Source organism: Brachyspira hyodysenteriae ATCC 27164, assembly GCF_001676785.2.
Classification (GTDB): Bacteria; Spirochaetota; Brachyspiria; order Brachyspirales; family Brachyspiraceae; genus Brachyspira; species Brachyspira hyodysenteriae.
Window position 1 is genome coordinate 1,425,807 of the sequence record NZ_CP015910.2, and the last position, 22,524, is coordinate 1,448,330.

Consider the following 22,524-nt stretch of genomic DNA (forward strand, 5'->3'; position numbering starts at 1 on the left):
ATTAATAATAATTTTTTTAGACTATATAAGATTATAAAAGATATATAATACTAGTTAGTAAATTAAGAATTAATTATATTCCCCACCACTTGGAAGCATCTGCTTGATATGCCCATTGATAAGAATTGCCTGATCTAATCCAAATTTTTGCTAATCCATTTCCGCCTGTTTGTTTAAATATATAAAGTCCATTAACAGAATATACGGCTTCAGTATCAAATGAAGCATCTGTATAATTTGTAACCACTACTACAGCATTAAAATTAGTTTGATATCCAAAATATTGAACGCCCCACCCTCCTGCTGCAGTAACTTTTCCACCAGCAACATTTCCTACAGTTGCTGTATCAGCTGTTAATGTTGTTCCATTTCCATTTCCTTCAGGTCTTGGTACAACAGGCAATGCTGAATAAATTTTAGTTTCTATATATTTTTTATCAACTAAATCGTTAGTACCATACGCAGTAACAGCTACATAGTATAATGTACCATTATTAAATGTGTAATTTGGAATTTCTATTACATAATTTGTTCTTGTGTGGTTAGATCCTGCTACTGTTGGATATGCTCCAGAAGAATTTTTTATAGCATTATCAGGCTGAGTAAAACTAGCAGAATTACCAGCATATATATTGAATCCTGCAAAATCAGAAGCTATTACCCCTGACCAGAAGCTTATACTTACTTTATTATTACCAGGTATGGCAGAAACACTGTATGGAGAATTATATTCATCCACTATAGTGATAAGTTCTTCATTACAAGAAATAAATAAAAAAATTGCTATTATATTAAATATAAATATTTTTTTCATAATTAGTAACTTAGTATGTTGGCACTAGTTTGTCTGCAATAATCAACTGTTATACTGCTAGTACCATTTACACTCCTTACATATATTTTACCATAATAGGCATTATTTCCGTCTGTTATTTTTATCAAATAAAGTCTGTTGGCTTTTACTTGTAAATCAACGTTTCCATATCCATTTTCAGGGGGAATAACAACATCATTCAAAGAATTACCAGATACTGCCATCATACTTGTACCACCAACATTTTGAAAATATAAATTTCCGCCGCTAACAATTAATCTGGCTAAATCTCTACCTTCCATACTTATATTATTATTTGGGGTAACTGTTTGATTTAATGCTTCAGGTCTAGGTGTACCCATCTTAACAAAATTATCATAGTAATAGTAGCTTTCTAATTGAGGAGTTATTTGATAAGCTGATACCCAAACATATACTGGTATTCCGTTGTTTAGATCAGATTCTTTTAATGTATATACATCTGTACCATTGGTTGAAAAATATGAACCTACTTTAATGGTAAATGAATATTTTTTTATAACAGTAGATGTTTTATCTGATATTGTAGGCAATGCTTTTTGCTGATTATACAATCTGTATTTTCTAGGATCTGTACTGTCTCCAAAATATATATTATATCCGCTGAATGAAGGTTCATTGTTTTGAGCTTCAAATTCAACAGTTAATTGATTATTTCCTGGTATAACTTTTGTTATATAAGGCTGATTTAATTCAAGAGTTATACCTGTAACATCTGGAAGTCCGCATGAAATTATTGGAAATGATAATAATATAGTAAATAAAAATAATTTTAATATATTCATTTATACATTATACACTAAAATATAAATTATATCAATATTTGTTTGCTTATTTATTTGTACTTCCAAATCCGCCTTCACCTCTTTGAGTATCAGAAAGAGAATCTACTTCTTCAAAAGATACTTTCTCAACTTTAGCAAAAACCATTTGAGCTATTCTGTCACCATGATTTATTGTAAATGGAATATCAGTTAAAGATGCTAATATTATTTTTAATTCTCCCCTATAATCGCTGTCTATTGTTGCTGGTGAGTTTAAACAAAATATGCCGTTTTTTAATGCCAAAGAACTTCTGCTTCTAATTTGTGCTTCATAACCTTCTGGTATTTCTATGAAAAGTCCTGTTGGTACTAATACTATATCATTTTTATTTAAAGTAATTGGATTATCTATATTCGCATGTAAATCAAGCCCAGATGAACCAACTGTTTGATACTTAGGCAAAGGGTTTGATGATTTATTAATAATTTTTATTTTAAGCATAATTTTCTCCAAAATGATCTAAATTAGAAATGGCTTATTATAATATTATTATCTGAACAAAAAAGCAAGTATCATTATAATAATTAATGCTGTAATACCCTGTACAAAAGTTGCCAAAGTTCTAGCTTTATATGCATCATTTATTTTTAAGCCGGATAATTCAACAACTATCCAGAAATAACTATCATTGGCATGTGAGGCTATCATAGAACCTGCACCTATTGACATCAATACTAATATCTGAGATATAGGAGTATTAAATCCCAATGTACCTAATAAAGGAGCAAAAAGTGATGCTACAGTAACTACTGCTATTGTAGAAGAACCTAACATTATTTTTAATGCTGATGCCATAATAAATGGTAATATTAGTCCCATATTTAATGATCCGAATATATGTCCTAATTCTGGTATTATTTTAGCTAGTTCAGTAGATTTTAATACTTCTGCAAAAGCGCCGCTGGCACCAACTATAGCCAATATACTTCCTGATGATCTTATACCATCACCTATCCACATAGATATTTCTTCTTTATTAAATTTATGAGTTAATAAAAGTGAGAATAGAAAACCTATGAATAATGCCATAGATGGTTCACCCAAAAATATAAATATGTTTTTGATGATTCCGCTGCCTACTCTGAAAGAATCAAATCTAACTATACTTCCTATAGCCATTAACAATATTGGTACTACTATAGGAGCTAAAGCTTTCCAAGTAGGAGGAAGTCCTCCAATATCGCTTATTAGAGTCTCATAAGTAGGTGATTTATCCGGATAATTAGGTTTTTTTATATATTTTGATATAAATATTCCGTATATTGCACCAACTAAAGAGGTTGGAATGGCAACTATTAAACCAACTATAATGATTGTTAATAAATGAGCCTCAAGTCCGAATAGATTTACAACTGCAGCAGGTCCTGGAGTTGGAGGAATTAAAGCATGAGAAGCGTAAAGTCCTGTAGATAAAGCTACAGATAAAGCCACAGGAGAAGCACCGCTTTTTTTAGCAACTGCTTTTCTTAAAGGTGTAAGTATTAAGTATCCTGAATCACAGAATACAGGTATTGATACTATGAAACCCAATATATTCATAGCCAATGCAGGATGAGAATTTCCTACTATTCTTAATACTATTTCTCCTAATTTTAAAGCAGCTCCTGACATTTCTAATATATTACCTATTACACTGCCCAAAACTATTATTATACCAACACTTGCAAGAGCATTACCAAAACCCTTTCCTATTAAAGCGGATATTTCTGTTATGTAATTAGTATCATTATTAGATGGAACATGAAGTGTAAAAGCTAGAAATATCGCCACTAACAGCATAGCTATAAATGGATGAATCTTAAATTTAATCGTTAAAACCATAACGACAATAATAGATATTGCCAACATAGCTATTACAAAATAACTAATCATTAGATATCCTTATGTTTGGTTTTTTTATATGAAAAAATATTAATCATCTTCTGGAACTTCAGCGTGAATATATCCTTCTTCAAAGAAATATACTAATTCTTTTTCTGCTTGTTTAGCTGTTTCTTCCATTCCATCTTCATATTCTATTTCTAAAATTAGATTTGCACCCTGAAATGCTCCAAGTCCCATAATATTAAATACACTTTTAGCATCAGCCCTTACACCATTATAAAGTAAAAATATTCCTATATTTGAATATTCATTTTTACTTGATATTTGTGATAAAACTCCTGCTGGTCTTAAATGCATTCCGTTTTTGCTTTTGATTGTAACTACATTTGTTAATGTCATTAGATATCCTGAAATTTATTATATTACTATTATAGTATATTTAGTTATATTTTTCAAGATTTTTTTATATACTGAATAATTATTTAGTAATAAATTAGGAATAAAATTTATTTATAATTCCCGCCCTCTATATTTTTTACCTATTATAAAATAATAATTTAATAATCTTTTTTACTATTATTTATTAAAAATATAGCACCCACCCTAGTTTTTATTAAATTTATGATCTTCTTGACGCACGGTGAATAGGCTATTATAGTTTAGCAAAATTTGAATTATAAATCAGCTTTATTTTTTAGATTCATTCTGCGTGCGGTGAATAAATTTTTAAGTTTTATTTTATAGTAAAAATTCTAAATTTAAAAATCGCTTGGGAGGGCATGCTTTTTCTTTTGTAGCTTTAAAGAATAAGAGAATTTTATGTTCAAATTGAAACAGAAATATTAAAGGGCGGGGAATATAAGAAAATTTGTTTATTAATATTAAATATTGATAAAGTCTTTTTTTATATAGAATTCATGTTATAATATTTTAACTTTTTTGTAAGGATTTTTTATGGCTAATAATTCTATAGAAATAAGAGGTGCTAAAGAGCATAACCTTAAAAATGTATCACTTTCAATACCTCATAAAACCCTAACTACTTTAACAGGAGTATCAGGAAGCGGAAAAAGTTCTCTCGCATTCGATACTATTTTTAAAGAGGGACAAAGAAGATATTTAGAATCATTATCAGCTTATGCAAGACAGTTTTTAGGCGTTATGGCTAAGGCTGATGTTGAACATATTGAAGGACTATCCCCTACTATTTCTATAGACCAAAAAAGCGTAAATAAAAATCCTCGTTCTACTGTAGGTACAGTTACAGAAATCTATGACTTTTTTAGACTTCTTTTTGCAAGACTTGGGGTCCCTTACTGCTCTAAATGCGGACATAAAATTTCTAAACAAAGCGAAGACCAAATTGCACAAAGCGTATTAAGAGAATTTGCAGAGAAAAGAATTTTAGTGCTTGCCCCCATTGTAAGAGATAGAAAGGGAGAGTATAGAAAAGAAATTGAAGAAGTTAAACTTGCAGGATATCCTAGAATAAGAATTGATAATATAGTTTATAAATTCGATGAAGATGAAATTCCTGAATTAAAAAGATATGAGAAACATACTTTAGAAATAGTTATTGATAGAATAAAAGTTGAAGATAAATACTTGTCAAGAATTACTGATGATATTGAAAGAGCTATAAGAATAACAAAGGGGTTAGTAGCATTCTATGAAGAACATGAAAAAAGTGAGGAAGTACTAGAAACACAAACTCCTGAGAGTACTGAAGAAGATACAAAAACAAAAAAGAAAAAAATCAAAATGAGTAAACAGTTTGAAATAGATAAATATTATAAATTGTACACAACTGAAAGATCTTGTGCAAATTGCGGACACTCTATTGCAGATATTGAACCTAATTTATTTTCATTTAATAACCCTATGGGAGCATGTACAGTTTGCGGAGGTCTTGGAGTTGAGCATGTATTTACAGAGAAGCATATTGTAAAAGATGAGAATTTAAATATTTATGAAGGTGCTTTATCATGTTTTGTAGATGATCATATCGGTTTTGATATGGAATATGGTACTGATGAACTTGAAGTTATTGCTAAGACTTATAAAATAGATTTAAAAAAGTCTTGGAAAGATTTAACTAAAACAGAAAAGAAATATTTACTTTATGGTACTGATAAAGAAGTAAAATGGAGAAAAAGATTCTGGTATCATAGCAAACTTGTTGAAGAAAGAGTTCCCGGAATTTTAGACAGATTAAAATACGATTATGAAACTTATAAAAATAGTTATTATGCTAATTTTATGGACGAAGTTCAATGCCCTAAATGTAAAGGTAAAAGAATTAATGAAGATGCTTTGTCAGTAAAATTCAATGGAAAAACTATAGCTGATTTTTCTTCAATGACTATAGAAGATTTATATGATTATTTCACTAAATTAAAATTAAAACCAAATGAGGAAGTTATAGGTGCTCCTATAGTAAAAGAAATTATTTATAGATTAACATTTTTGGTTAAAGTTGGATTAACCTATTTAACAATAGAGCGTTCCTCTCCTACTCTTTCAGGAGGGGAATCTCAAAGAATAAGATTAGCCTCACAAATAGGAAGCGGGCTTGAAGGTGTATTATATGTACTTGATGAGCCTTCAATAGGTTTGCATCAATCAGACAATAAAAAATTAATTGAATCGTTAAAAACGTTAAGAGATAAAAATAATACTGTCATAGTTGTAGAGCATGATAAAGAAACTATGGAGGAATCAGATTATTTAATTGATATAGGTCCTAATGCCGGTGTTAATGGAGGTGAGGTTGTTGGCATTGGTGATTATGAAGAGTTTATAAAATCGGATAGATCTTACACTGCTAAATATTTACGCGGCGATGATGATATAGAAATTCCTAAACAAAGACGCGAAGGAAACGGAAAGTTTTTAAAAGTAATTGGAGCTAATCAATTTAATCTTAAGAATATAGATGTTCAATTTCCTTTGGGGGTATTTATTGTAGTTACAGGACTTTCTGGAAGCGGTAAATCTACTTTAGTTGAAAATATTTTAATGCGTGCTTTGCATAATCATTTTTATGGTAAGACTCTAACTCCGGGAAGTCATGAAAGAATAGAAGGACTTGAAAATATTGATAAGGTTATAGAAGTTGATCAATCTCCTATAGGAAGAACTCCAAGAAGCAACCCAGCAACTTATACAAAAGTTTTATCGCCTATAAGGGATTTATTTGCTGCTACTAAACTTGCCAAAATGAGAGGATATGATAAAGGAAGATTTTCATTCAATGTTAAAACAGGAAGATGTCCTACTTGTGAAGGTGCAGGAGTTATAGAATTAGAAATGCAGTTTCTTTCCAATGTATTAGTGCCTTGTGAAGAATGCGGCGGAAAGAGATTCAATGCAGAAACTTTAGATGTTAAATATAAAGACAAAACTATTTATGATGTTCTTGAAATGAGTGTCTCAGAAGCGATTGCTTTTTTTGACGGTATAACTTCTATTACAAGAATATTAAAAATAATGGAAGATATAGGACTTGGATATATAAAATTAGGTCAGCCATCAACTACTCTTTCAGGTGGTGAAGCTCAAAGGATAAAACTTGCAAGCGAACTTCATAAAATATCTACTGGAAACACTTTATATATATTAGATGAACCTACTACAGGACTTCATTTTGAAGATATAAAGAAATTATTAAAAGCATTAGATGGGCTTGTTGAAAAAGGCAATACTGTTTTAGTTGTAGAGCATAATTTGGACGTTATTAAATGTGCGGATCATATTATAGATATGGGGCCTTTAAGCGGAGATAAGGGAGGCAGAGTCGTTGCTGAGGGTAAGCCTGAAGATATAATTAATGTAAAAGAATCTCTCACAGCAAAAGAACTCAAAGAAATATTAAAGCCTTCAAAAAAGAAAAAAGAGAATATCAAAACAGAAGAAACAAAAAAAGAAGAAAATACTTCATTAATAATAAAAGGTGCTAATAAGCATAATCTTAAAAACATAAGTTTAACACTTCCTAAAAACCAAATCAATGTTATTACAGGAGTATCTGGAAGCGGAAAAACTTCTCTTGCATTCGATACTATATTTAAAGAAGGTCAAAGAAGATTTGTTGAATCGCTTTCTACTTATGCAAGAAGATTTTTAGGAAGATTTGAAGATGCTAATGTTGAAAAAATTGAAGGATTAGCTCCAGCCATTGCAATTGATCAGAAGAATGTAAGCAGGAATCCTCGCTCTACTGTGGCTACCGTTACAGAGATTTATGATTATTTCAGACTTATTTTTGCAAGGCTTGCTAAACCTCATTGTCCGCATTGTAATGATAAAGATACTTTAAAAGCTGAAACTCCTTCTATACTTGCAACTGAAATTATTGATACTATGGATTTGCATAAACTTGTTATAATATCACCTTTATATCATAGTTCATTTAATCATAGATTTACTTTTGATGATAATGATGCAAAAGATATTAAAAAGATTATAGAAAAAACCAGAGAAGCTGGATATGTAAGAATGCAGATCAACAATAATGATTATGTTATAGATGATATTACAGAAGAAGATATTAAAGAATTATCTAAAGAAGAAATATATTCTGTAGGTATAGTAATTGATAGAATTGTTGTTGGAAAGGATAAAAGAGCTAGGATTGCAGATGCTATTGACAGAGCAATGGATTTATCAAATGGAGTAGCACATATAAAGGCATCTCATGGAATAATAGTAAAAGAAAGTTTCCATACAAAATTTCCGGCCTGTTTGCTTCATGGAATTTTATTTGATTTTGAAGTTACGCCAAGACATTTTTCATTTAATTCACATTGGGGATATTGTGAGGAATGTAAAGGACTTGGAAGCAAACCTACATTTAGTATAGATTTAGCAATAAAAGACAGTACAAAACCATTATTTGATGGTGCATTAGATACTGCTATTCATAATATGTTTTCTACTCCGGGAAAGCATTATACAGATTCTTTAATGAGATTTTTAAGAAGAAATGGAATAACAAAAAAAGATTTATATTATACTCCTTTCAATGAATTAGATCAAAAAGTTATTGATATATTCTTTTTTGGAGGCGATTATTCTGTAGGAAATATCATAACTTCATGGCATTCTAATAATGATGTTACAAGTGATGATTATTCAGAATGGAAGGATAAATCACTTGGTAAATTTTTTATTGATGAGGAATGCGATTCATGTCATGGAGAAAGGTTAAATGAAATAATAAGATCTTACACTATAGAAAATAAAAATATAAGCCAAGTATGTGCAATGACAGTTGAAGAAGCTATTCATTTCTTTGATGAACTTCCAAATCTTTTAAGCGAGAGAGAAAATACTATATCAAAAGAAGCAATAAAAGAAATTAGAACAAGATTAAGTTTCTTAGATAAAGTAGGACTAGGATATTTATTCTTAAGCAGAAAATATGCAACACTTTCAGGCGGCGAGGCACAGAGAATAAGACTTGCTAGTCAATTAGGTTCTAAACTTACAGGGGTACTTTATGTATTAGATGAACCTACTGTAGGACTTCACCCAAGAGATACGAATCATTTGCTTGATACTTTAAAAGAATTAAGAGATTTAAAAAATACTCTTGTAATAGTAGAGCATGACAGGGATACTATGAAGGCTGCTGATAATATTGTAGATATGGGGCCTTATGCTGGTGCTTTTGGAGGCGAAGTAGTTTTCCAAGGTAAATACGATGATATATTAAAAGATGATAATTCACTTACAGGAAATTATTTAAGTGAGAGAAAAAAAGTATTTGAGAAAACTGCTGTAAGAAATGAAGAAACTGAATGCATAAAATTAAAAAATGTTTCAACAAACAATTTAAAAAATATTGATGTTGATATACCACTAAAAAAAATAGTAGTTGTTACAGGAGTATCAGGAAGCGGTAAGTCATCATTAATAATAGACACTCTCTACCCTGCTCTAAAAAAACGAAGACTTAATCAATATTCAAAATTTGAAAGCGTTGAAATACCTAGCATCGTTTCAGACACTATATTAGTTGATCAAATTTCAATAGTTGGTTCTATTAGAAGTACATTGGTAAGTTATAGTAAAGTGTTTGATAAAATAAGAAATATATTTGCTAAAACTCCTACAGCAAAAGCAAAGGCATTCGCACCTGGAAGATTTTCATATAACGGCAAAGAAGGAAGATGTAATATTTGCGAAGGTAAAGGAATAAGAAAAATTGCAATGCACTTCTTATCTGATATGGAGATTGTTTGTGAGGCTTGCGGAGGTAAAAGATACAATGACGAAACTTTATCTGTAAGATTCAAATCTTTAAACATAGCCGAAGTATTAGAATTAACAGTTGATGAGGCAATAGAGTTTTTTGACTTTGACAAATCAGTAACAAAAACACTTTCTATAATGAGTGAGGTTGGACTTGGTTATATAAAACTTTCTCAAAGGCTTGATACTTTCTCAGGCGGTGAATTACAGCGTTTGAAACTTGCTACAGAGTTAGCTAAAAAACAAGGCGATGAGCATATAGTATACATTTTAGATGAACCTACAACAGGGCTTCATTTTGATGATGTTAATAAACTTCTCATAGCTTTAAATAAATTAGTAGAGAAAGGACACAGTGTTATAATAATAGAACATAATCCTGATGTTATAAAAGCTGCCGACTATATAATCGATTTAGGATTAGAAGGCGGTAGTAATGGAGGAGAAATCATTGCTAAAGGTACTGTTGAAGAAATTCTAGAAATGAAAAAAGGCTACACTTGGAAGTATATTTAATTATTATATAGTGTATAATTAACAAATTTAGTAAGCATGTAAAGCTACATATATAAAAACAAAAAGTATTTGTTTCAGTATCATTTAAGTTTTATAAATTTCAATTCCTAAAATCAATTACTTTAAACTTAAAAGAGGATAGTTAAATTAATAACTACCCTCTTATTAAAATTACACAAATATTTTTATTATTCAAATATAGTTTTGTATTCGTCTTTCAAATAAGGTTTGATTTCTTCTGTTGGTATTAATACTCTAGTCTCACCTATTGCATAAGGTCCGATTTCGTATATTCCCCAAGTAAATACTAAACCTTTTGATGTCAAATAGAAATTGTTATTTTCTAATGAAAGTTCATCTAATCCGGAATAAGAATTAGCATCTCTTCCTTCCATTTTAACAAGTTTGTCTTTTACTAAATTGATTAAGTCAGTATTTTTTAAGTCTGTTATTAAATCTGCTATTTTTAATTGATTTCCTGTATCTAATGAATATACACTGTTTACTGTAGCATAGTTTCCATGAGCACCGCCTGTGTATTCATAAACCATTTTATTTATAGATACAACTTTTTCGCTTAAATAGTCTATGCCGTATTGAGAAGAATAATTTTCTATATGTGATATATAATCAGATTTTACCCACTCATCATATATAGGAGTCATTTTATTGCTTATTAAACTTTGAGCTGTTAATAATTTACCCAAATCATTGAAAGTGCTTGCATCAGTTATTCCAAAATCTTTGTTAATGTCTAAATTAATTTTATCTATATTTGCAGATTTGCTGTCATTTTTTAAAGCAAATATTGCTGTTTTAAATTGGAAGAATCTTTGACCATTAGTTGATGATTCGGGAGAAACATTTGAATAACTATATTCAATTATTCTAGCACCTGTTACAGGAGTTTTTGCTGCTTTAAAAGTCATTTCTTTTCCGTCTATTTTAGCAACAAAAGGATATGCAGTGCTTGGGAAATTTCCTTCTAATGTTTTATTGTCATAAGAAGTTGCTGATATATTTCCTTCATCAAGCTCGCCTGCTTTTGTAACATTGAATGTGTTTAAATTTTGATTGATGTCTCTGTAATATACTACTCCAAAATTTCCGCTTTCATTCTGTGCTATTTCAGAGTTGATATATTCTCCGGTATCAGCTACTAAATATACAACTTCATAATTATTAGCTTTTTCATTTTCACTAAGCTGTAATGGTGTAATTTCTGCAGTATTGTTCTCAGTTGCTGTTTCTTGTTTAGCATTATTAGAATTACCGCATGAAACAAAAATAAATAAAGTACATAATGCTGTTAAAAAAATTGCTTTCATTTTTACCCTCTTTTTTACATATTACTCCCAAAAATATATTATATGTAATAACAAAAAATATAATTTTTAGTAAAATAATATTTTGAAAATAATTGCTCGTAATTTTTATAATTGTTTGGAATATTAGATAAAAGCTCAATGATTCGCTAAAATAAATGAAATTAATGTTTATACTTTTTATTTTTTATAATATAAATATTTATAACAATAAAAAATTACTAAATAATTGAGACTATCCTAAAAATATAGTTTATAATATATTGGAATTAATTTAAAATTAAATAATATTAACTTTTTAAATATTTTATTATAAAATATTTAATTGAAAAAACTTCAATAAATATTATTATAGCTAATAAACTTCTGCTATTAACATAGTTTCCACTATAGCTGTTTGTTCGTTAGGTTTAACAATTTTAAATTTATATCCTAAATTTAAATTATCTATCATAGGTTTTATATCAAAAAAGTCAGAATAATTATGATATATACTTATCAATAATACAGGTTTTTGTTTCTTTATTGTATTTATAGCGCCTTTTAAAAATGGCTGTTCAAAACCTTCTAAATCAGTTTTTATTAATCCAATTTCTAGATTATTTTCTTCAACATAACTATCTAAACTAATTATATTAATAGTTTCATCAACTTTATTATAACCCTGAACTTCTTTAGTATTATTTAATGAAATACCTGTAGTTACTGTTTCAATATGAGATATTTCTATTTTATCATTATTTTCACCTAAAGCTAAATTTACAGGTATAATATTTTTTTTATTATTTAGTTTTATAGTTTTTAACATTAATTCATAGTTTATTTTAATTGGTTCAAAACTATATACATTTTTATTTGTATATTCAGAAAGAACTATTGCAGAATCTCCAATAAAAGCTCCAGCATCTATTATATTTTTTTCTTTTACATTATTAATATTTTTAATTATTTCTATTCCATGTTTATCATAAAATACGCATATTTCAAAATGATTAATTGGAAGTAAATAATTTTTATATATATAACACTCATCATCTATTTTATTTGTCATATTTTGCATATATCTAATAATATTTACACAGTTTTTAGCATCATTTCCAGTTAAATATACTTTATCATTAATATTTTCAAATTTTTTTATGCGATCAAAAATGATTTTATGAACTATTTCTATACTTTCATCATCTAATTTATGAATTAAATTTATATATTTATTCCAAAAATTTTTATCATTTATTATTTCTTCTCTGAATATTTTTACTATATTTTCATCCCATGTTTCTAATGAATTATCAATATTATTTTCACATATAGAATTAAGACATAATTTAATATTATTCCTTAATTTTTTAAAAGGAATCCACCATACTATTTCATCTATCACTTTTCTATTCATATATAAACTCCAAGTAAAAAATTGCAATAAAGATACCCTATCAATAGAGATAGGGTTAAATATATTATTAAAATTATATTATTTTTATTATTTAGAATATTGGCTTGGCTTGGCTTGGCTTGGCTTGGCTTGGCTTGGCTTGGCTTGGCTTGTAGGAATAAGCCTATTGTTACAATAGGATCGATTAACATATTGCTATTATATACTAATAACTTAAAATATCAAGTTAATAAATTTCAGCTATTAAAGTAGTTTCTAATATAATGGTATTATCTATAGGTTTTACTATTTTAAATTTATAACCTAAATTTAAATCTTCTATCATTGGTTTTATATCAAAAAAATCAGAATAATTATGATATATACTTATTAGTAATACGGGTTTATGCTTTTTTATTGTATTTATAGCACCTTTTAAAAATTCTTGCTCAAAGCCTTCTAAATCGGTTTTTATTAATCCAACTTCTAAGTTATTTTTATATACAAATTCATCTAGCGTAATCATATTTATAATCTCTTCATTAGTGTAAACATCATTATTGTTATTAATTAATGAGTTGCATCCATTTACAGCATTTTGAGGGTCATAAAATGATGTTATTTTACTATTTTCATTACCTAAAGCCAAATTCACAGGTACTATATTTTTTATATTATTTAATTCTATCGTTTTTAACATTATATCATATGTATTTTTAAATGGTTCAAAACAATAAACATTTTTGTTTGTATATTTAGACAACATTATACCTGAATCACCAATAAATGCTCCAGCATCTATTATATCACGATTTTTTATATTATGTAAATTATTTATATATTCAATACTCAATTTACTGTAAAAAATACACTTTTCAAATTTATTAACTGGTAATACATAATCTTCATAAAGATAACATTCATCATTTATTTTTATAATTTTTGATAAATATTCATTATACATTTTGACAACAGATTTCAATTCTTCCCCATTGATAATTGACTTATAACTATCAATATTATTAATTATTTTGAATACCTTAATTATTATATTTGATATAGTTTCTATACTATCTTTATCTAGATTTTTCATAAGAATTTTATATTTTTTTATAAAATTTTTATCTTCTTTTAATGATTTTATAAATTTTTTTACCCATTCTATATCATATGCTTCCATTGGATCATCGTCTAATTTATTATTCAGATATATTCTAATATTATTTCTTAATTTTTTAAAAGGTATCCACCATACTATTTCATCTATCACTTTTCTATTCATATATAAACTCCAAGTAAAAAATTGCAATAAAGATACCCTACCAATAGAGATAGGGTTAAATATATTATTAAAATTATATTATTTTTATTATTTAGAATATTGGCTTGGCTTGGCTTGGCTTGGCTTGGCTTGGCTTGGCTTGGCTTGGCTTGGAATAAGCCTATATTTAATGAGTTAAAAATTATTACCATATATTTATTATATATAATAATATAAAAAATATCAAATTAATAATTTTTATATGATATATTAAATATATTCATCTATATTTTTACTAGAAGTTTTCCATGGTATTTCATATTTTCTATTTTTTATATCACAATATTTACATAATGGTATTGGTTTAGCAATAAAATTTAATAATTCATCATAACTATTTGCCTTATGTATATCAATATTATCATTTTCCATTGTAGATATATTTTTTTAAAAAATTATTGAAATAATTAATATAACATGCTATTGGATAGGTAAAAAGTTTATTCATAAATAATGTTTTATTATTCATACTATAAATTTAAATTGATTTGATTATTACTCCTACTTGTTGATGATTGGATATTGCTATATATTCATATGTAATATTATATTTTTCACAAAATTCCTTAAAAGCTTTATATTCATGATTTTGCCAATTTGGATAATTAAAATATTCATCAAAAATTATTATTGTACCAACAATAATTCTATCATATATATTATCAAAAATTATTTTTGTGGAGGAATATAAATCACAATCTATATGTATGAATATGATTTTTTCTTGATGTTCTTTTAAAAAATCAGGTAAAGTTTTATCAAAATAGCCTTTCACTAAACAAACATTATCATTGACTTTTGGCATATTTCCACTTAAATCAAAATATCCTTTATTAAAAGTCCAACCTTCCCAGTTATTTGGTAACCCTTCAAATGAATCAAAACCATAAAATTTATTTTTTTCCATAATTGATGATAATCTATTTATTGAAGTTCCATTAAAAACTCCAAATTCTAAAAAAAGATAATTAGTATTTTTGTATTGAAACAAATAATTATAGAATATATGTTCATACATATTAACAATATTATCAAAAAGAATAGCATTTAATGCATATTTTTTTATATAATGTATTGTTTCTAATGTAGCCTCTTTTTTTAAATTGTATATAATTTCTGTATTTTCTTCTGTTATTTTAATTTTATTATCTTTATCTATAAGATAATTCAGATATATTCTAATATTATTTCTTAATTTTTTAAAAGGTATCCACCATACTATTTCATCTATCACTTTTCTATTCATATATAAACTCCAAGTAAAAAATTGCAATAAAGATACCCTACCAATAGAGATAGGGTTAAATATATTATTAAAATTATATTATTTTTATTATTTAGAATATTGGCTTGGCTTGGCTTGGCTTGGCTTGGCTTGGCTTGGCTTGGCTTGGCTTGGCTTGGAATAAGCCTATATTTAATGAGTTAAAAATTATTACCATATATTTATTATATATAATAATATAAAAAATATCAAATTAATAATTTTTATATGATATATTAAATATATTCATCTATATTTTTACTAGAAGTTTTCCATGGTATTTCATATTTTCTATTTTTTATATCACAATATTTACATAATGGTATTGGTTTAGCAATAAAATTTAATAATTCATCATAACTATTTGCCTTATGTATATCAATATAATCATTTTCCGTTGTAGGTATATTTTTTCCAAAAAATTTATTGAAATGATTAATATAACATGCTATTGGACAGGTAAAAAGTTTTCCATTTTTTAAAGAAGGACATGAATTAGCAAACCAACAAGTTACAAAACTTTCTAAAGCATCTTGTTTACCATCTACATCAATAGTATATTTATAACTAGTTTTTATTATATCTTTACCTTCTCCATTTGAAACATTTATTTTTACATTATAATTATTACATAATTCTATTATTTTATCCCAGTCTATTTTTATAGGATATTTTGTAGCTTCAATTACAATATTATTTTCTTTTAATGATTTCCAAAAATTATCGTCTTTATTTACTAGTAATACAGCATTTGTAACTAATTGTATTTCAGAATCTTTAAAATATTTTCTAGACATAGTAAAAAAATCAGGACAATTTGGATGTAATAAAGGTTCTCCACCCATTAATCTTATTCTTTCTATGTTTCCATTTGTTAATGAAGATAATTGTTTTATATCTTTTTCAAAGATTTCAATATCTAAAAATTCCTTTTCTGCAATTTGTGAAAAATGTGTACATGATTGACAATTTAAATTACAATGTTCTACAAGATGGATTTCTACTCTATGAAATTTTATTCTAGGTGTAACTCTTCTAAACATGTTCATTATTTCATCTTTTGTATAAAACTCTGTATTTAATAATCTAGATACATCCTCCAAAAAATATCTTATAGGTCCTCTCCATTTTTTAAAAGGTATCCACCATACTATTTCATCTATGATTTTTTTATCCATTTTATATTACCCTCTCCATAAAAAATTGCAATAAAGATACCCTACCAATAGAGATAGGGTTAAACATATTATTAAAATTATATTATTTTTATTATTTAGAATATTGGCTTGGCTTGGCTTGGCTTGGCTTGGCTTGGCTTGGCTTGGCTTGGCTTGGCTTGGCTTGGCTTGGAATAAGCCTAATTTAATCTTGTTAAATGTTACTATCATATGTCCAATTTTATATCATAATAAAATAATATACAACTAAAATATATTATTTATTACCAAATACCTATTTTTTTTCTAATGTCATCTCTTTTTTTTCTTCCAGGAATCCACCATAAAATTAAATTAATAGCATTTCTTATAACGGGTAATAGTTTATCACAAGTAGAAACTTTTCTTTCTATGTATCTTAACCTATTTTCAAGATCATATTTTTCATCTTGGCATGTTGATATTGGAAATACATCTGGAAATAATTTTTCATAATAAGTTTTTATTACTTTAAATAGATCCCTATTTTCTTCTCTCTGTACTAAAAAAGATAAATGCACCATAGGAATTTCAGATACTATAATTTTTTTATTGTTTTTTCTTGAATAATCAAAACAATAAAATTCGTCATGGGCTTTCCATTTATCTTTTAAAGATTTATCTTCTATATCATTCCAAAAATTCTTTTTAAATAAAATACAATTAATAGAGAACTGCTGAGTATTGTCTGCTTCATAATATTTGTTAGTATTGCAGCTTGCAATATATTTATCATATTGCAAAGTTGTTTTTATATGAATCCATCTAGCTATATAAGCAAATTCTATTGGAGAAGCAAAAACTGTATCTTTTATTTCATCTTTTTTATTAACTAAAAAGGTTTCCATATTATTTTTAATATCATAAGATAAATTATCAGCATTATATTCTCTATCTGAATAATATTTTTTAGCAAAATAATTTCTAGCATATAGTTTATGATACTCTTCTTCTAAATCCATATTTTTAATAATTCTTTTAAATCCAAATGGATTATTATTAACTAATGAAGAAACATAAGCTAAGTTATCTTTATATTTATTATAAGAATCATTATAACAGTCTAATAATTTTTCTAGCCAATTTTTTGTAAGCGGAAATACATCATCATCCATTTTACATACATATTCATAATTTTCTAATTCTTTACTATTTATTAAATCTTTTATTCCATAATATGCTCTTTGCGCTCCATATGGTCCTATGACTTTAAAATTGTTAGGATATAATCTTTCATACCTTTCTGCTACCATTAAAGTTCTTTCACAATCATATGATTCCCATCCATTCATTAAAATAAAAATTTTATAATTTTCAGACATGAATCTTGAATGCATATATAAAGCAATTTCAAGAGATTCATAATCCCAACATGCTAATACAATTATTGCTGTTTTTTCTACATAATTATTTTCCATTTTATTATATTCTCCAGCATAAATTAAAATTTAAAATTATCCATAAAATTTAATACTCTTTCTACGGCATTATCCATATTATAATATTTATAATCACCCAATCTTCCAAGAATATATACATTATTTAATTTATTTATTTCAGTTAAATATTTATTATATAAATTTCTATTTATGTCATTTTCAATTGGATAATATCTATCGTTTCTATTTATATCAAACATTTCAGAATATTCTATTGAGATAATAGTTTTATTAGAATATTCATCCAAGAAATGCTTATGCTCTATTATCCTAGTAAAATCATAATTATTTGGGTAATTAATAACTGATGTCTCTTGATAATATTCTTTATTTATAGTGATATTTTCAAAATATATAGATCTATAAGGTAATATCCCATATTTATAATTAAAAAAATCATCTATCGAGCCAGTATAAAATATATATTGAAAATCTTTATTTTTTATATCAGAAAAATTAGTATTTAGATTTATATGTATATTTTCATGATCTATTAATTTTTCTATTAATTTAGTATACCCATTTGATGGTATTCCTTGATATATGTCCTGAAAATATCTATCGTCATTTGAAATATATATTGGTACCCTAGAAATTACAGAAGCATCAATATCATTAGGAGATATCCCCCATTGTTTAATAGTGTAATTTTCAAATATGTTTTTATATACATATTGGTAAATAAATTTTATATCTTTATCATCATTTTCTTTAAAATCTAAAATAGATATTTTTGAACCATATTCATATTTATCCAATAATTTTGATATTATTCTGTTAGATATATTATGTGGAAATATTTCTTCTATAGTTTTTAAATTAAAAGGAATTGTTACTTTACTACCTTCTACTACAGCTTTAACTTTATGGAAGTAATAATTCCAAGATGTATATTTAGATAAATAATCCCATACTTTTTTATTATTTGTATGAAAAATATGGGCTCCATATTTATGAATAGTTATACCAATTTCGTTTTTGTAATCGTAACAATTACCAGCTATATGATTTCTTTTGTCTATTAAAAGTACATTTTTATTATAACAATTTGCTAGTATGTTTGCAAGGCATGATCCTGTTATTCCAGCTCCCACTACTAAACAATCATAATGCATATATTTACCTATAATTATAATTAAGTTTATTAATTATAATTTAATTTTTAAAAAAAGTCAATTATATTGATATATACATAAATAATATACTATTAATTAACTATATTATTTATAAAAAATATATCAATCAAATAATAAAAGATGTAATTTTTTAATAATTATTAACATAATTATAATTATTGGAAATTGATTAAATATATGGAGATATTGTGTATATGAATAGAGAAATGCATATATGTACTATAGCTAGCGGACACAATTTTGCAATATATGCTGCTACATTATTAGTATCTATACTTGAAAATTCTGATAAAGATGATTTTTTTATTTTTCATATAATTACTGCAGATATAAGTGAAGATGATAAGAATAAAATAATTGAACTAAAAAATATTAAAAATTGTGATATAATTTTTCATTATATAACAAATATAGAAAAGTATAAAAAATGGGTAAATGATTCCAATGGATGTGTATTAGAAAGATGGTCATATCATATATTTTTTAAATTAGAAATAATGAATGTTCTTTCAGATTTAGATAAAGTGCTATTTTTAGATGCAGATACTATAGTTCTTAGGAATCTTAGAGATATATTCAAAATTGATATAGAAAATTACTATATTGCTACAGTTTGCGGTATAGAATTATCTGTTATCAATTATATAGGTGAAGAGGGTTATATAATAAAAAATGGACATAGTACAGTTGAAAATTTTAAGGAAAATATGCATATTAATAATGATTCATCAATACAAAGAAATGTTAAACATAAAAACGTAGAAACTTGGTTTAGTACAGGATTTATGTATATGAATTTAAAATATTTAAGAAATATTTTAAATGAAAATAAAATTGAAGAATTAATAACAAATTGTATTAATAGTGGAGAAATTTTTGGAGATGAAGTAATATTTAATTATTTTATAGAAGATGATAAAATATTAAAGTTGAATGATAATTATCATGTAACAAATGCAATATGGTTAAAAGAAGATTGTTTAGATATATATGTTGCTCATTTTGCTCCAAAAATGTTTAACTTATTTAATATGCCAAAAACAAAAAATCAAATATATTTAAAAGCATTAAAATATTTTTCACAAACTCTTTGGTTTAAAGAAGATCCTATTTACTATATTAATATGCTGTTAGAAGAAAAAAGTAATTACTATGAAAAATTATTTGATATAAAATTATTTGCTATAATTGATATGATAGTATGGTTTATACCGTTTAGAAAAAAAAGAGATGAAATAAGGAAAAAAATGGTAGATAAAATAAAAAACATAAAATATTTAATAAATTAATTTAACTATAATATTCAATCTAATATGCTAAATATTATATTAACAGATTAGATTGAATATTATTTATATTAAAATTTAAAATATGATACTTCATTAACTATATTTTCTGTTTTTTCAAGTATATTTTTACTTTCATTTACTCCCTGTTCTGCTATATTAGAATTTGTATAATTAATATTATTAAGATTATTAACAGCTGTATTTATTTGGGACATACTTTCTTCTTCATTTTTTATTGCCTTTAATATATCAATTAATATACCAGATATTTCATTTGCAAAATTTTCTATTTCATCTAAAGCATTTGAAGATTCTCTTACAGTAGTTTCTCCTATCTCTATTTTTTTTGTAGTTTCATTTACTATACTGCTTATATCTTTTGCTGCATTACTAACATTAGTGGATAAATTTCTTACCTCTGAAGCAACAACTGCAAATCCTTTACCCTGATCACCAGCACGTGCTGCCTCTACAGAAGCATTAAGTGCCAATATATTAGTTTGAAAAGCAATGGATTCTATTATAGAAGTTATATTTGCTATTTTTTTACTATATTCAGCTACTTCTATAACATTTTTAGATGTGTTTTTTATAGCATTAACTCCTTTCATTGTTGATTCCATCATATTATCGCTCATTTTTTTAGCATTGTCTGTATTTACTACCGTTTCTTTAATAGATGAAAATACAAATTCTATAGAACTTGTTAATTCTTTCAAAGATGAAGATTGTGCTGTAACCCTTTGAGATAAGTTTTCATTTCCATCAGCTATTATTTCCATAGAACTATTAATACTATTTATTTCTTTTGTCATACTATGAATTGTGCTTCCTAATTTATTTTGCATAGTTTTTATTGCTCTTACTAAACTTCCTGTTTCATTTTTCTTTTCTAATTCTTTTTTATTGAATGAAGCATTGAAATTACCTTCTGACATAGATTCTATAATATTTATAGTATTGTTTAAAGTTGTTGATATAGGTTTGGCTATTATAGTGACAAGTATAGATTCTATAGATATTAAAAATAAAAAACCTACTATCATTACAATTATAAGTCTTAGAACATTCCATTCTAAAATATCTATATCACCTTCTGCTATTAAATACCATGGTGTATTTTTTATATTTGTAGTAATATATATTTTTTTATTTTTAATGAATGAAAATGAATCAGTGCCTAATATATCATCTTTATAGTTTGCAAATATTTCTTTATTAAAAATATTTTCTTTCAATATTGCATTTTTATCTTTATGATAAAAGTAAATTCCTTCTCCATTTATTAAACTTATATTATAATTATATAACATAGCATTTGATAAAGTATCATTCGCTATTTCATTAAATATTATATCTACACCTAATATACCTCGTACACTTCTATCAGGATTATAAATAGTTTTACTAAATGCTATTGCTAATGATTCAGTAACAACATCAATATATGGATTTGATATAAATATATTTGTGGTTTCTAATGCTTTTATAAACCATTCTCTTGTGGTCTGATCATAATCTGATGGTAAAGGTGCACTATTAAACATTACTCCGCCGTCTTTATATGGAACAGTTGTGGCAAAATATATATTTGCTATATTACTATCTCTTCTAACAATATTAGACATTATAGTAGGAAAATTATTTGTATAATATTCTGCTTCCAAATATGAAGAGAATATTTCCATTTGTTTTTTTATAGCGTACATATTGTTATCCAATATATTTGATAATAATTTTGCATTATCTTTTGATACTGTAATAAACTCACTTTTATATTTTGGTATATATAAACTTAAAACTACTATAAATATAACCATTATAGAAATTGCATATGGTATTATGAAGCTCAAAATTAACTTATTTTTTTTATATATTTTTGTCATAAAAAATCCTTAAATTAGTG

16 protein-coding genes are annotated in these 22,524 nt (G+C 26.0%); 2 read left to right on the forward strand and 14 right to left on the reverse strand.

The genetic code is table 11. The features are described 5' to 3' along the window. Positions 1-73: 73 nt before the first annotated feature. From BHYOB78_RS06280 to BHYOB78_RS06300, 5 genes are read right to left on the reverse strand one after another with little or no spacing between them, the layout of a single operon-like run. Positions 74-814 (reverse strand): hypothetical protein, encoded by a 741-nt coding sequence (locus BHYOB78_RS06280; protein WP_020063544.1) that lies wholly within the window; start codon positions 812-814, stop codon positions 74-76. Positions 815-816: 2 nt separating this feature from the next. Further along, entirely contained in the window at positions 817-1,638 is an 822-nt protein-coding gene (locus BHYOB78_RS06285; protein WP_020063545.1) for a hypothetical protein, read from the reverse strand. A gap of 46 nt (positions 1,639-1,684) precedes the next feature. Further along, positions 1,685-2,119: a dUTP diphosphatase gene (gene dut / locus BHYOB78_RS06290; protein WP_028331247.1), complete on the reverse strand. Its 435-nt coding sequence runs from the start codon at positions 2,117-2,119 to the stop codon at positions 1,685-1,687. 48 nt (positions 2,120-2,167) lie between these two features. Further along, positions 2,168-3,550 carry a GntP family permease gene (locus BHYOB78_RS06295; protein WP_020063547.1) on the reverse strand — a complete coding sequence of 461 codons (1,383 nt, stop codon included), beginning with the start codon at positions 3,548-3,550 and terminating at the stop codon, positions 2,168-2,170. Positions 3,551-3,589: 39 nt separating this feature from the next. Beyond that, positions 3,590-3,901: an HPr family phosphocarrier protein gene (locus tag BHYOB78_RS06300; RefSeq protein ID WP_012670006.1), complete on the reverse strand. Its 312-nt coding sequence runs from the start codon at positions 3,899-3,901 to the stop codon at positions 3,590-3,592. Positions 3,902-4,456: 555 nt separating this feature from the next. Between BHYOB78_RS06300 and uvrA the strand changes: the two genes are divergently transcribed. Continuing rightward, complete coding sequence (gene uvrA / locus BHYOB78_RS06305; protein ID WP_020063548.1) at positions 4,457-10,273, forward strand: excinuclease ABC subunit UvrA; 5,817 nt, start codon at positions 4,457-4,459, stop codon at positions 10,271-10,273. Positions 10,274-10,461: 188 nt separating this feature from the next. Here the strand turns inward: uvrA and BHYOB78_RS06310 are convergent, their stop codons facing one another. The 8 genes from BHYOB78_RS06310 to glf form a co-directional block, all read right to left on the reverse strand. Further along, complete coding sequence (locus tag BHYOB78_RS06310; RefSeq protein ID WP_020063549.1) at positions 10,462-11,601, reverse strand: RsiV family protein; 1,140 nt, start codon at positions 11,599-11,601, stop codon at positions 10,462-10,464. 352 nt (positions 11,602-11,953) lie between these two features. Beyond that, positions 11,954-12,994 (reverse strand): FkbM family methyltransferase, encoded by a 1,041-nt coding sequence (locus BHYOB78_RS06315; RefSeq protein WP_020063550.1) that lies wholly within the window; start codon positions 12,992-12,994, stop codon positions 11,954-11,956. 226 nt (positions 12,995-13,220) lie between these two features. Further along, positions 13,221-14,255, reverse strand: a complete 1,035-nt coding sequence (locus tag BHYOB78_RS06320) for an FkbM family methyltransferase (RefSeq protein ID WP_020065025.1) — start codon at positions 14,253-14,255, stop codon at positions 13,221-13,223. A gap of 249 nt (positions 14,256-14,504) precedes the next feature. After that, positions 14,505-14,666: a hypothetical protein gene (locus BHYOB78_RS13590; RefSeq protein WP_161794885.1), complete on the reverse strand. Its 162-nt coding sequence runs from the start codon at positions 14,664-14,666 to the stop codon at positions 14,505-14,507. Positions 14,667-14,772: 106 nt separating this feature from the next. Then, positions 14,773-15,540 carry a class I SAM-dependent methyltransferase gene (locus tag BHYOB78_RS06325; protein WP_081339489.1) on the reverse strand — a complete coding sequence of 256 codons (768 nt, stop codon included), beginning with the start codon at positions 15,538-15,540 and terminating at the stop codon, positions 14,773-14,775. 254 nt (positions 15,541-15,794) lie between these two features. Continuing rightward, positions 15,795-16,736 (reverse strand): radical SAM protein, encoded by a 942-nt coding sequence (locus BHYOB78_RS06330; protein ID WP_020063552.1) that lies wholly within the window; start codon positions 16,734-16,736, stop codon positions 15,795-15,797. A gap of 263 nt (positions 16,737-16,999) precedes the next feature. After that, positions 17,000-18,172 carry a hypothetical protein gene (locus tag BHYOB78_RS06335; protein WP_020063553.1) on the reverse strand — a complete coding sequence of 391 codons (1,173 nt, stop codon included), beginning with the start codon at positions 18,170-18,172 and terminating at the stop codon, positions 17,000-17,002. Between the two features lie 23 nt (positions 18,173-18,195). Further along, positions 18,196-19,308, reverse strand: coding sequence for a UDP-galactopyranose mutase (gene glf / locus BHYOB78_RS06340; RefSeq protein WP_020063554.1), 1,113 nt, complete (start codon positions 19,306-19,308; stop codon positions 18,196-18,198). Positions 19,309-19,523: 215 nt separating this feature from the next. On the opposite strand from glf, the gene BHYOB78_RS06345 reads away from it, so the two are divergent. Further along, positions 19,524-20,618 carry a glycosyltransferase family 8 protein gene (locus BHYOB78_RS06345; RefSeq protein ID WP_020063555.1) on the forward strand — a complete coding sequence of 365 codons (1,095 nt, stop codon included), beginning with the start codon at positions 19,524-19,526 and terminating at the stop codon, positions 20,616-20,618. A 68-nt stretch (positions 20,619-20,686) separates the two neighbouring features. Here the strand turns inward: BHYOB78_RS06345 and BHYOB78_RS06350 are convergent, their stop codons facing one another. Then, positions 20,687-22,504 carry a methyl-accepting chemotaxis protein gene (locus tag BHYOB78_RS06350; protein ID WP_020063556.1) on the reverse strand — a complete coding sequence of 606 codons (1,818 nt, stop codon included), beginning with the start codon at positions 22,502-22,504 and terminating at the stop codon, positions 20,687-20,689. Positions 22,505-22,524 lie beyond the last annotated feature (20 nt).